This is a genomic window from Tsukamurella sp. NPDC003166 (assembly GCF_040611135.1).
GTDB lineage: Bacteria > Actinomycetota > Actinomycetes > Mycobacteriales > Mycobacteriaceae > Tsukamurella.
Map to the genome: position 1 here is coordinate 138,044 of NZ_JBEXNL010000009.1, position 12,527 is coordinate 150,570.

The window sequence follows — 12,527 nt, forward strand, 5'->3', positions numbered from 1 at the left end:
GCCGGCACGCCGTCAGCGGGACGAATCGGCGTACCCGTGGCTTCGGAGACGTTGGAGTGCACCGTCGGCGGCCGCGCTCTCGGCTTGATAGCCGTAGAGCGTAGCGCCGGGGAGTGAGGGCACGTCGAGTCCCTCGTAGCGCAGACACAGGTCACCCACCAGAGGATGCCGGACGCGCTTGATCCCCGCCCGGTGGATCTCGACGTCGTGGCGCCCCCACAGCGTGCGGAACTCCTCCACGGAGCTCAGCTCGTGCACCAGGGCCTCCACGGCCCGGACATCGCCCGGACGGGCGAGGGCGAGGCGTAGGAGCGCCACCACATGACGGGCCATCAGGTCTCGGTCCTCGCCGTAGTACGCACGAGCGTCGTCGTCCCCGAAGACGTACCGGGCGAGGTTCGGCGCACCGTCGGCCCGCTCGACGACGGGCGAGTACAGGGCGTAACCCAGGGGGTTGGCCGCGACGATGTCCAGGCGGCTGTTCTGGACGACGACGGGGATCTCGCCCATCGCGGCGATCATCGCTGAAACGAGCGGCGAGAGTTCCGGCTCGGCAGGGGCCACGAAGGGCGGCAGGGTGAGCCCGGCGAGATCGAACAGGTGCGCCGTCTCCACCGGGTCGAGCCGCAGGGCCGCGGCGATGGCCCGCAGTACGTCCTCGGAGACTCCCCGGGCGCGGCCGCGCTCGATCTGGACGTAGTAGTCGGTGCTGACGTTCGCCAGCGCGGCCACCTCCTCGCGCCGCAGGCCGGGAACGCGACGAAGGCCGGACTCGGGGAGTCCGGCCTCCGACGGCGTCACCTTTGCGCGACGCGTGGTGAGGAAGTGACCGATGCCGCTGTCACCCTGTCCCATAACAACAATCGTACGCGTCCCTCACCCGAGGTGGGTTCGGAACCACGTCACCATCCGCTCCGGGTTCTCCGGGAAGTAGTTGTACCCGTCGAACCTTCGCGTGGTGCCTTCGATCCACAGCAGTTCCTTCTCCTGCGCACCGACGGCGGCGTGGATCCGCTCCACGTCGGCCGGCGTCGTGTTCGCGTCGTGGTGCACCTGCGCGATCAAGGTGGGCGCCGTGACCGCCGCGGCATGCCGACTCGGGTCCAACTCGTCTGGGTCGTAGCCCGTCGCCGCGCGGTACTCGGGTGCGAAGGCCGCGTACGCGGCCTCGTCGTACCCGAGCGCGCTCCGCGCCAGAGCGCCGAGCGACACCGGCTGCACCGCGACCAGCGCCGCGATGCCCACCATGCGGCCGGGTTCGCGGTCGAACGCCACGAACGTCGAATCGGCTCCGAGGCAACGACTCAGGAGACCGATCCGGTCGTTCCCGTCGGCACCGTCGGGCGTCAGTCCCAGGCGTTCCCGGCCGTACCGGAGCGAGGCGAGGACATCGCGCGACTCCTGTTCCCCGATGGTGACGACGCCCTTGTTCGCCTCCCCGCTGCGCCCGTGGTTGCGCAGGTCGTAGGCGAGCACGTTGTAGCCGGCGTCGTGCAGGTTCCGGTAGTCCGGCAGGAAGTTCACCTCGAAGTCGATGAACTGGTCGAACGGAGCCACGTGTCCCGGATAGCCGTAGCGGTTGCACGGCATCGGATGGTTGGCGATGACCAGGCGTTCCGAGTCCGCGGGGATGAACCACCCGGACAGCTCGACGCCGTCCACGGCGGTGAAGGTCACGTCCTCGAACTCGAGGCCGTAGTCCGCCGGGGTGCGCAGAATCGGGGGCCGCGCGGTGTGCGTCAGCCCCCGAACCAGGCCGCTGATCTGCTCCGGTGAGGTCACAGGTGCTTCTGGTAGAAGGGGATCAGGGCATCGAGCGCGATCTTGACCGGCTCCGGCTTGTCGTACAGGTCGTAGTGCGACCAGCCCTCGGCCACCACGATCTGCTTGTCCTTCGACGCGGCCCGGCGCAGCAGCTCGTAGCCGTCCCGGTACGCGCCGAACGCGCCCGGCTTGTCACCGACGACGATGCACAGCGGCTGCGTGAGCAGCTTCTCGACGCGGTTGAAAGCGTCCCAGCCCACCGCGACGTTCTGGTGCGAGAAGAGCGCGCGGTTGACGCCGTGCTCCGCGCGACCACGATCGGAGCGGTAGTACTCAGTGGCCTCGGCGGTGTCGATCTCGGTGATGCCGAGCTCCGCGGCCTTCGCCGGCGACTCGGGCAGCAGGTCGTCGACCCGCAGCTGGGCGCCCTTGACCTCGGCGGTGCGCTGCGCGGCCTGCGCCTCCATGGCGGCGATCGGGTCGTAGCCGGTGAACGCCTCCTGCATGAGGCGACCGTAGTTGGCGCCCGTCACGGTGCCGAGTGCCTTGATCCGGCGCTCGGTCATCGTGGCGTTGACGGCGTAGCCGCCCGCGCCGCAGATGCCGAGCGCGCCGATCCGGTCCTCGTCCACGTAGGGCAGGGTCACCAGGTAGTCGATGACGTAGCTGAAGTCCTGCACGCGGAAGGTCGGGTCCTCGAGGTAGCGGGGCTCGCCGCCGCTGGCGCCCTGGAAGCTGGCGTCGGGCACGATGACGACGAAGCCGGCCTCGGCGATCGCCTTGCCGTACACGGAGCCCGAGGTCTGCTCCTTGCAGCTGCCGATCGGGTGCGCGCTGATCACGGCGGGGTACTTCTGCGTGGCGTCGAAGCCGGGCGGGAAGTAGATGTCGGCGGCGATGTCCCAGTAGAGCGCGGGCAGCGACACGGTCTCGATGTTGGGGGTGCTCATGATGATGTCTCCATCTGTTCTGGCTCGGCTTACGTGATCGACGATATGGCGCGGGCCGGGGAGGTGGCAGGGGCTCTCAGCCCCCCTCACCTCCCCGGCCCGACGGTGCGCGATCGCGCAGGTCACGCGGGTTGTCCGGACTACGCGGGGACGTCGACCTTCACCGCGATGAGCGCCGCCTGCGGATCCGCCTTGCGCTCGGTGGGATCGAAGCTGGGCGCGGTGGCGACGAAGAGCGTCCGGCCGTCGGAACCGCCGAGGGCGCAGGCGAAGACGCCTGTGCCCGGCGAGTACTCGTCGACGATCTCCCCGCCGGGCAGCACCCGGACGCAGCGGCCGTGCGCGAAGTCGGCCACCCACAGCGCCCCTTCCGAATCGAGCGCGCAGCCGTCCGCGGCGACGACCATGTCGCCCAGGGCCGCGAACGCGTCCGACTGGGTGCTGGGATCGCCGTAGCGGGCCCACTCCCGACGGTTTGTGAGGCTACCGTCGGGCTGAATGTCGAACGCCGTCGTGCGGTTGCCGAAGGACTCGTCGACGATGAGCACGCCGTCGGTGATCACGCTGCCGTTGGGGAAGAACAGGCCGTCGGCGGCCTCGTGCACCGAGCCGTCGGGATCGACCCGCCAGATCGACGTGGACTTCAGCGGCTCTCCGGCGAACAGGTCGAAGCCGAAGTGCCCCACGTAGGCCCGGCCGCTGGACTGGTCGACCACGACCTCGTTGCCCCACCCGACGAGCTTGCCCGACAGGTCGCCGTGCACCACGATGGCGCCGTCCGGCTCCCGGCGCAGGAGCGCGTGGTTCGTCATCGAGACTGCCACGAGGCGGCCGTCGGGGAGCCAGTCGATGCCGGCGGTCTGGTCCGGCGCCGCCATCTCGACGCGGAGGTCGGAACCGTCCTCCTTCGCCGACAAGATGCGGTTCGTGTACAGATCGGACACCCAGACCCGCCCGTCGTGCCAACGCGGGCCCTCGAGGAAGGTGTGCCCGGAGAGGACCGTGACGGCCTCCCGGCTCGCGGTCTCAGCCATGATCGTTCTCCTTCGGTTGGTGGGGATTGCTTGTCGTCGGGTGCTCACGGTCCTTCATGAGCAGGTCGGTCAGGACCTGGGTCGCCTCCCACGGGATGAGGTGGCCCACTCCGGGCACCTCGACGTATTCGGCTCCCGGGATCAGTTCCGCCAGGCTGTGCCCGTTCGCGGGTACGACGACCCGGTCAGCGGCGCCCTGGACGATCACGGTGGGGGTGTAGATGTGCCGCAGCCGGCTCGGATCGCGCCACGCGTTGATGGCGCGCCCCTGGCAGAACGCCCCGTAGCGGGAGGTGCCCCGCACGAGGTTCTGCGCGGCGAACTCCTCGAGCCGGTTGTCCGGCGGCTCGTACCCGGCGGCGGTGAACTTGTGCAGCGCGTCGAGGAAGTCGGTGAGCTGCTGCTTCGTCGGCCGCCGGATATCGCGGCCGGACGGGAACGCGATCCCCGCCGCCAGGCTCACCCCATGGGGGTTGGCCGTGAACGCCGGCACCGGCGGGATCGTGGCACACAGGACGAGCCTGTCGACCCGGTGCGGATGGCGCATCGCGAACTCCTGCGCGATCATCCCGCCCATCGACTGCCCGAACACGGTCGCGGTCTCGAGCCCGCACGCGGTGAGCACGTCGGCGATGTCGTCCGCCATGTCGCTGATCGTGAAGGGCATCGGCGCCCGCCGCGACCATCCGGTCCCCCGGTTGTCCACGCGGATCACGCGGAAGTGCTTCTCCAGCTCCGACACCCACACGGTGGGCCAGCCGATCCCGCTACCGGTGAACCCGTTGATCAGAACCAACGCCGGGCCGCGCCCGCCCTCGTGCCAATTGATGTGCGGACGGCGGCGACGCCCGCCGAGCGCGCGCCGCCACAGCTGCTCGTACCGGATCCCCCACCCCACGCCGGTCGAGATCGCCGTGGCCAGCGCGGGCCGGCGGTACAGGCTGAGCACCGTGGCGCCGGCCATCTCGAGCAGCCGGTCGGACAGGGTCTCGGGCTCGGCGAGCTCGATCGGCGCACCGTCCTCGTCCTGGTCCTCGACCCGGATCTCCATCGAAGTCACCGTTCTCCTTCTTCCGTTCCGCGGTACGCGGATTCGTTGGCATCCCAGCGGTACTCGGCCTGCACCGACTCGGATGTCGACACGCCTCCCAGCACCCTCACCGTGGCGGGCGCCCCGCCGAGGACCAGCCCGTCCATCGCGCGGGACAGTTCCCACCCGTTCAGCTCGGCCCCCGGCAGGAGCGACACGGTCACCTCGAGCTCCCCGACCCCGGCGGATCGCACCCCGGCCGAATCGACCGCGGCGATCGCCTCGAGTGCAGCCGTGATCACCGACGGTGCCGCCCAGCCACCGTCGGTCTCGACGAGCTCGCGCACAGGCCCGGCGGAGTAGACCTCGCCGCCGTGGTCGACGTACGCCAGCTCGTCGGTGACAGTCCAGGCGTCGCCCAGGGCGAAGGCGTCGCGCACGAGTTCGTCGCCCACGCTGTCGCCCGGGGCGCGGACCAGCAACAGGCCGACCTCCTCCGGCCGGGCGTGTTCGGCGGTACCGTTCGGCGAGAAGCGGACCCGCCCGGCCGCGAGGTCCGCCCGCGCGACGGCGACCTCCGGCGTTCCGGGCGCCGCACGGCCCAGCAGCCCGGGCGAGGTCCGCGACGACACGAGCAGGCCCTCGGTCCGCCCGGGGTGATGGGCGTGCAGGATCTCGGTCGACCGGAATCGGCGCCGCGATCGCTCCCCGAGCCCGCTGGCGATATCGGCTCCGATGAAAGTGCGCACGGGCTGCCCTTTTTCGAGTGCATCCGGATCCGCAGTCACGAGGCGCCGGAGGACCGCGCCGTCGACACCAGCATGCGTGACCCCGTACCGACGCACCTCGAGCCAGAAGGTCTCCGCATCGTCACCCGACGGGATCGCTGCGCGGGCGTGCGCCACGAGGGCACCGCCGAGGAGGACGAGCATCGTCGCTGGATCCGCGAGGGGCGCGGCCAGGTAGACGGTGTCCGCCTCCCCCACGCTCGCCGCACGCGCCGCCGCGTGCGCGAGCACCGCCCACTGGTGCCGGGTGACGGCCGCGTACGGGGCGTCCGGACCGTCCGCCAGGAGGAACACCGCGTCGCCCGGTCGCTGCGGATCGCGCCGGTACCAGCTCGGGATCGCCACGCGAGCGGGGTTGACCGCGTCGAGACGCTTCCATCCGCTCGGTGCGTCCTCCGCCGACGTGACGACACCACGGAATCCATTGGCCTGCACCGCGCGCGCGCCGGCAGCGTCGGTGAGCAGGACGGCGGGCGCGACGGCGGCGGGATCGCCGCCCTGACGAACGGGCGCGACGATCGCGCCGAGCCGGATCAATGCCGCGGAGAGTACGAGGGCCTCGTCCGATGCCGGGAGCAGCACCGCCACGCGTTCGCCGGCGCGGACGCCGACCCCGAGCAATCGCCGTACGGCGTCCTCGACCTCGGCGTCCAGAGCACGCCAGGTCACAACGCGATCGCGGAAGAACAGGGCCGGGGCGTCGGCGCGATCGGCGGCATGTCGAGCGATCAACGTGCTCACCGTGTCCGCGGAATCCGGTCGGAACTGGTCGATCCAACCCACCACCGGCAGCTGGCCCAGGTGTTCCCGCGCCACGCCGGACACCTCGTCCACGATCCGTCCGACCGAACTGAGGGCGTCGTGGGCGACGTCCACCACGCCGTCGACCACGGCCTGGGCTCGCTGCGAGTTCACTCCGGCTGTCCAGGTGCGTCCGGGGGGCGCCAGCTCCGCCGGCCGGATGTCGGCAGGAAGTTCCGCCTCACCCGCGCGCCACCGTAGCCATGCCGCGACCCGCGGCCAGGAGTTGCGCCGCGCGCCGTTGCCTGCGACGAGTCCGAAATGCCCGACGGGGATCAACACCTCGTACACGTCCGCGCGCGGCGCTGCGCTCCGGATGGCTCGGGCGGCATCCGGGTGGCCCTCGCGGTCCGTTTCCCCCAGCATGAGCAGGACGGGCGCCTCGATGTCGGCCAGCGCGATCACCCGATCACCCACGACCTGGCCGCCGACCATCATCCGATTGGTCGCCACCAGGTCCGCGAGACCCGCGAGCGCGGTGCCCGGGTAGTCCGTGAGCCCCTCCTTCGCGAGGAACCGCCGCTGCTGCTCGGCGGGAAGCAGCGCCTCCCGATCGTGCAGAGTCCGGTAGTACTTCCACTGGAACTCCGCGACCCGGACCGGGTCGGTCAGACGGGTCGCGGTCTTGATCAGCCACCGTGGAATCGCGACGTGCGGCAGGACACCGGTCTGCACGGCGCCCCCGGCGAGGTGGGTGTACGACTGCGCGGACACCGGAATCAACGGCGTCGGCAGCGGTGCGGCCCCGAAATCCACGGGCGTGCCGAAGGCGACGATCGAGTCGACTCCGTCGCCCTGCCGGTAGGCGGTCGCCTGGTAGCTGAACATGCCGCCCTGCGAGTACCCGCTCAGCGTGACGTTCCGGCCCGTGACACCGCGGACGACGTCGACCACGTCGGCTACCGCGATGATGTGGTCCGCGACCGTCCGGCTCATCCCACCCGGTTCCTTCTCCGGCCGGCCGAAATCCACGACCCAGACGTCGATGCCCTGCTCGTGGATCGCCCGCACGGCACTCGCCTTCGGCGCGACGTCGTAGACATCGGCCATCATCATCAACGGCGGCACCAGCACCAGCGACGGAGCCGATGTCGACGGCAGGTCGTCCGGGAAGTACCGGCGGAGGCGGTACATCGGGGCCTGCGCGACCACCTCGTACGGCGAATACTCGAACTCGATGTCCAGGCCGCCGTACCGGAGGTACTCCCCCACGTTCCGGGCGGTGGCACCGACCCCCCGCGCCGCGTTCACCACGTCATCCAACGGTCCCATGACGATTATCGCTCCACCATCGACGAGCCCGCGCCCACGACCATCCGATTCAGACTGAAAACCATGTCAACTCCGCCCGCGATTCGTCGGATGCGATGCACCCCACCTTATGGATGACAATGTAACGACGGTCACAGTGCGATTCAATCAACGATTCGGAAAGCAGCGCTTTCCGTGGGTCGAATCACAGTGGTGGCGGGTCGGAACCGGCCGGCACCGTCGTGGTGCGAATTCAGCTGCGCAGCAGCTCGTCCAGATCCGCGTCGTCCGCACCGACCCGGCGAGCTGAGTGCAGCGGCGGCGGGCGCCGGCCGTCGAAGGACAGCGGAACACCGACCGTCGCGATGTCGTCCTCGCCCTCCGGCGCGGCGACGATGCCGAGCGCCGCGGTCTGCTCGTGCGCCAGGAGCTCCGACGTCGTCTGCACAGGGGCAGCGGGAATGCCGTACGGTCGTAGCAGATCGCGCCAGTGGTCGCGGGTGTTGCCGGCGACCGTCTCGCCGATCAGCCGCTCGATCTCGGCGCGGTTCACCAGCCGGGCCGCGTTCGTCGCGAACCGCTCGTCGGTCGCCCATTCCGGATGGCCCAGCGCCTCCGCCAGTCTCGCGAAGAGCGGGTCGTTCGCGCAGCTGATGATCAGATCGCCGTCGGAGCACCGGAACCCGCGGTGCGGCACGATGAACGAGATGCCCGAGCCGTGGCGCTCGCCCGGGTTGCCGTCCGCGTTGAACCCCGCGATCGCCACGGCGTTCCAGGCGATCGCCGTCTCCAGCAGGGAACTGTTGATCGCGGCTCCCGCCCCGCTCCCGGCCCTGCGGAACAGCGCTGCCAGGATGCCGATGACCGACCACATTCCCGAGCCGAAGTCGATGATGGACACGCCCGCCCGCACCGGCGCACCGTCGGCCTCCCCGGTGATCGACATGATGCCGGAGAACGCCTGCATGAGCGGGTCGTAGCCCGGCTCGGTGTTCAACGGCCCGAGATGACCGAAGGCGCCCAGCTCGCAATGGATCAACTCCGGATTCCGTGCCCGGAGCGATGCCGCATCGAGCCCGTACTTCACGGAATTGCCGGGCCGCAGGTTGTGGAGGAAGACGTCGGCGCGCTCCGTGATCAGGCGCTGGAGCTTGGCCAACTGCTCCGGATCCTTGATGTCGATCGAGATCATGCGCTTACCGCGGTTGAGCGCATGGAAGGCGGCCCCCTCGCCGCGCCACTGGCTGGGACCCCAGCCGCGCGCCGAGTCGCCTGCCGGCCGCTCGACCTTCCACACATCCGCTCCCAGACCCGCGAGCACCTGCCCGGCGAACGGGGCGGACGCACTGTCCCCCAGCTCCACGACGGTGATCCCGGACAACGGCAACTCGACCATCACTCAACGCTCTCTCGACCAGAAACAGGACTGGACGCCAATGTAACGGCGGTCACAACACAGCTCAATGGACGAATAGGAAATCGTCGATTCGAATCGCGTGAATCGATTGCGGTGTCGACTCACGAGCCAGAGCACATTACCTGCAGAAAGGAAGAACGCGGGCCGAATCGAATCCCCGAATGCGTACCGCGAAAACAACCTGGCCTCCTGACCAGTTCCAGGGAACACCACTGCTGGATTCGAGGCGGTCGACCCTACCGTTGCTCCGGTGACGCCAATCACATCGATCGACGTCCCGGTTCTCTCGAGCACCGAGATCCGGCCACACCGCAGAAAGCGAAGCCCATGCCATCAAACACATCGCCACGAAGTAGCGTGGTCGTTCTCGCCTTCTGCTTCCTGACCATCCTCGCGGACGGTTTCGACCTCATCATCTACGGAGCGACCCTCCCGTCGCTGATGGCCCAGTGGGGCCTGAGCAAGTCCGCCCTCGCGAACGTGCACAGCGCGACCCTCGCCGCCCTCATGGTCGGCTTCCTCGTCGCCGGCCCGCTCGCCGACCGGTTCGGGCGCCGGGTCGTGATGCTCGGCGGGTCGACGTGGTTCTCCATCATGTGCACGGCCTGCGCCCTCGCGCCGAACTTCGCGTCCTTCGGCTTCTTCCGCATCGCGGCCGGCATCGGCCTCGGGGCCGTCGTGCCCTCCGCCGTTGCCCTGACCGCCGAGTTCGCCCCCCGCAAGAACCGGCAGCTCTTCAACGGGATCACGCTCACCGGCTACCCGGCGGGCGGGATCATCACCGCGCTCGCCGCGCTGGCGATCCTCCCCAGCGCCGCAGCCATCAAGGCCGCGGCCAAGGCCGGTGCGCCCGCGGAGGACTGGCGGATCCTCTACGGCATCGCTGCTGCATTCCTCGTCGTGGTACCGCTCATGTACTTCCTGCTGCCCGAATCGCCGAGCTACCTGCTGCACCGGGGCCGGAAAGAGGAGGCCGAGACGATCGCGAGGACCTACCGACTCGACTTCGAGACGCTCCAGGACGAGCAGCGCGCGCATGAAGCCGCCGACAACCGCAGCGGATACCGCCTCGTCCTCTCCCGCAGATTCCTGGTCTCCACGATCATCTTCACCATCATCATGTTCTGCACCCAGGTCCTGGTGTACGGCCCCAACACCTGGCTCCCGAGCATGATCAGCAGCATGGGCTTCGGCGGGACGCAGGGCACGATGGCTCTGCTCATGCTGCAGATCGGCGCCGCGGTCGGCACCATCATCGGCGCCATCCTCGTCGATCGCGGCGGCGCGACCAAGACCATCGTCCCGTACTTCGTCCTCGGCGCGGCTTCCCTGCTGTTCCTCGCGTACGGCGAGGATATCGGCGCGGTCGGCATCTTCGTCGGAGCGTTCTTCGCCGGCGTGGGCACCGTCGGTACGTCGACGCTGATGTACGGCGTCATCGCCGCCCACTACCCCACCGCCGCACGCAGTTCCGCGATCGGCTTCACCCTCGGCCTCGGTCGCTTCGGTGCGATCCTCGCCCCGCAGATCGGCGCCATCTTCGCGACCGCGCGGGACGGTCTGATCGCCTTCATGGTTCCCGCCCTCATCGGTGCCGTCCTGGTCCTCCTGCTGGCGGTGACCTCGCGCGCCTCCGGCCCGGCCGCCAGACCCGAGCAGGAGACTGATCCGGTGGCCGCCGAGTAAATTCCGGTCCGCCCGGGCACGGACCCCGTGACAGGTTCCCCGACCTGTCACGGGGTCCGTGCATAACCTGGAGGGGTGAGTCCACTGAGCCTGTCGAACCTGATCCGCCAGGTCGACCTGTTCAGCCTGCGGCTGTTCGTCTCCGCGATCGAGGAGAAACAGATCGGCCTCGCGGCCGCGCGCGAGCACATCGCCGCATCGACCGCGACGAAACGGATCCAGACACTCGAGGACGCGGTCGGCACGCCGCTCCTCGAGCGGGGCCGGGGCGGCGTGCATCCGACCGCGATGGGCGAGATCGTCGAACGCTGCGCCCGCGCCGTCCTCAGCGAAGTGACCGACATGCACTCGGCGCTGCTCGACGCGACGACGACGATCGAGCACAGCCTCTCGGTCTGGGCGGCGCACTCGGTGATCGTCGACGTGGTCGCTCCCGCGGTCCGGCTGTTCGTCGCCGAGCGGCCGGATGTCGAACTATCCCTTCGCGAGGCGGACAACTCGGAGGTGGTCGATGCCGTCATCGGCACGTCCGCGGATCTGGGTGTCTTCGCCTGCGTCGGTGCGTACCCCGGGCACGAGGAATTGGCGGTCGCGCTCCTCTACGACGAACCTCTGATCGCGGTCGTCCCGGTGGATCACGCTTTCGCGGAGATCGATTCGGTCGGATTCGGACAGCTGCTGGACAGCGGTCTCATCGCCACCGGCACTCTCGCGCCCGCCTTCGCCGACGGCGCGCGCTCTCTCGGGCGAGACCTGGTGGTCAGTCACGTGGTCCGGACCGGCGAGGTGGCCGTCGGCATGGTGCAGGCCGGTCTTGGAGTCACGGTGGTCCCGAGGAACCTCCTGACACAGGCGAATCCGTCCAGCGTACGCACGCTCGGAATCGACGAGGACTGGGCCGTTCGGAGTGTCTATCTCGCGGTCCGGAAGGGCCGCGAGGCCGGCCCGCTCGCGCGGGCGTTCATGCGCGAGGTGACCGAACGCGCCCGGCGCTGAGAACGCCGGGCGCGCCACGGAATCGTCAGATCGTGGTGTAGCCGCCGTCGATGTTGAACTCCTGGCCGGTGATGTACGACGCCTCATCACTGGCGAGGAAGAGTACCAGCTGTGCCACCTCCTCCGGCTGCCCCACACGCCCCATCGGGATCGCCGCGAGCAGCGCCTTGATGACCTCCGGCTCCTGCACGAGGTAGTCGCTCTGCGGTGTGTGGATGAGGCCCGGGTGCACCGAGTTCACCCGAATCCCGCGCTGGGCGAGGTCGACCGCGGCGTTCTTGCTCAGCAACCGATTGGCGGCCTTGGAAGCGCCGTACGCCGGGTGCAGGTTCGGCCACACGATGATGCCTGCGATGGACGACATGTTCACGATGCTGCCGCCTCCCGCCGCATCGAAGTGGGGTAGTACGGACTGGATTCCATGGAACTGGGCGTAGACGTTGAGCTTCATCAGCCGGTCGAAGTCGTCGAGCTTCGCGGCGTCCCAGGTCTCCGGGGTCCCCGGCAGGCCGGCGTTGTTGACCAGGATGTCGAGCTTGCCGAAGTGCGCGACGGCCTGGGCGGTGACCTCGCGCCAGCGCGCCGCGTCGGTCACGTCCAGTTCGATCGCGATGGCGCTCCCGCCCGCCGCGGTGATCTCGTCGGCCACCGCCCGCGCCGCGTCGCCCCGGATGTCGGTGACGACCACGTCGGCGCCCTCGGCGCCGAACAGGCGGGCATCCGCCGCCCCCATCCCCGATGCCGCGCCAGTGATCAGCGCTACCTTGCCCACTAGCCGGTTCATGTCCGTCGTTCCCTTCGTTCTGTGAT

The 12,527-nt window shown here is 69.5% G+C and carries 10 protein-coding genes; 2 read left to right on the plus strand and 8 right to left on the minus strand.

The features are described from left to right. Window positions 1-12: 12 nt before the first annotated feature. The 7 genes from ABZX10_RS12705 to ABZX10_RS12735 form a co-directional block, all read right to left on the minus strand. Complete coding sequence (locus tag ABZX10_RS12705; protein ID WP_355539735.1) at window positions 13-855, minus strand: helix-turn-helix transcriptional regulator; 843 nt, start codon at window positions 853-855, stop codon at window positions 13-15. A 21-nt stretch (window positions 856-876) separates the two neighbouring features. Beyond that, entirely contained in the window at window positions 877-1,782 is a 906-nt protein-coding gene (locus ABZX10_RS12710) for an alpha/beta hydrolase (protein ID WP_355539738.1), read from the minus strand. Then, window positions 1,779-2,714, minus strand: a complete 936-nt coding sequence (locus ABZX10_RS12715; protein WP_355539741.1) for an alpha/beta hydrolase — start codon at window positions 2,712-2,714, stop codon at window positions 1,779-1,781. The genes ABZX10_RS12710 and ABZX10_RS12715 overlap by 4 nt, the downstream gene beginning before the upstream one ends. 140 nt (window positions 2,715-2,854) lie before the next feature. Further along, entirely contained in the window at window positions 2,855-3,748 is an 894-nt protein-coding gene (locus tag ABZX10_RS12720) for an SMP-30/gluconolactonase/LRE family protein (protein ID WP_355539744.1), read from the minus strand. Next, entirely contained in the window at window positions 3,741-4,799 is a 1,059-nt protein-coding gene (locus ABZX10_RS12725) for an alpha/beta hydrolase (protein ID WP_355539822.1), read from the minus strand. The genes ABZX10_RS12720 and ABZX10_RS12725 overlap by 8 nt, the downstream gene beginning before the upstream one ends. A gap of 5 nt (window positions 4,800-4,804) precedes the next feature. Next, window positions 4,805-7,639: an AMP-binding protein gene (locus ABZX10_RS12730; RefSeq protein ID WP_355539747.1), complete on the minus strand. Its 2,835-nt coding sequence runs from the start codon at window positions 7,637-7,639 to the stop codon at window positions 4,805-4,807. 232 nt (window positions 7,640-7,871) lie between these two features. Then, on the minus strand, window positions 7,872-9,014 hold the full coding sequence (locus ABZX10_RS12735; RefSeq protein ID WP_355539750.1) for a CoA transferase: 1,143 nt from the start codon (window positions 9,012-9,014) through the stop codon (window positions 7,872-7,874). Window positions 9,015-9,392: 378 nt separating this feature from the next. On the opposite strand from ABZX10_RS12735, the gene ABZX10_RS12740 reads away from it, so the two are divergent. Then, entirely contained in the window at window positions 9,393-10,721 is a 1,329-nt protein-coding gene (locus ABZX10_RS12740) for an MFS transporter (RefSeq protein ID WP_355539753.1), read from the plus strand. 75 nt (window positions 10,722-10,796) lie between these two features. Continuing rightward, window positions 10,797-11,717, plus strand: a complete 921-nt coding sequence (locus ABZX10_RS12745) for a LysR family transcriptional regulator (protein WP_355539756.1) — start codon at window positions 10,797-10,799, stop codon at window positions 11,715-11,717. Window positions 11,718-11,742: 25 nt separating this feature from the next. Here ABZX10_RS12745 and ABZX10_RS12750 read toward each other — a convergent pair whose 3' ends face one another. Next, window positions 11,743-12,501 carry a glucose 1-dehydrogenase gene (locus tag ABZX10_RS12750; protein ID WP_355539759.1) on the minus strand — a complete coding sequence of 253 codons (759 nt, stop codon included), beginning with the start codon at window positions 12,499-12,501 and terminating at the stop codon, window positions 11,743-11,745. Window positions 12,502-12,527: the final 26 nt, after the last annotated feature.

Coding starts and splice junctions, on each gene's coding strand:
- ABZX10_RS12730 (WP_355539747.1), bottom strand. CDS start 7,639: ATGGGACCGTTGGATGACGTGGTGAACGCGGCGCGGGGGGTCGGTGCC.
- ABZX10_RS12720 (WP_355539744.1), bottom strand. CDS start 3,748: ATGGCTGAGACCGCGAGCCGGGAGGCCGTCACGGTCCTCTCCGGGCAC.
- ABZX10_RS12735 (WP_355539750.1), bottom strand. CDS start 9,014: ATGGTCGAGTTGCCGTTGTCCGGGATCACCGTCGTGGAGCTGGGGGAC.
- ABZX10_RS12725 (WP_355539822.1), bottom strand. CDS start 4,799: ATGGAGATCCGGGTCGAGGACCAGGACGAGGACGGTGCGCCGATCGAG.
- ABZX10_RS12750 (WP_355539759.1), bottom strand. CDS start 12,501: ATGAACCGGCTAGTGGGCAAGGTAGCGCTGATCACTGGCGCGGCATCG.
- ABZX10_RS12705 (WP_355539735.1), bottom strand. CDS start 855: ATGGGACAGGGTGACAGCGGCATCGGTCACTTCCTCACCACGCGTCGC.
- ABZX10_RS12715 (WP_355539741.1), bottom strand. CDS start 2,714: ATGAGCACCCCCAACATCGAGACCGTGTCGCTGCCCGCGCTCTACTGG.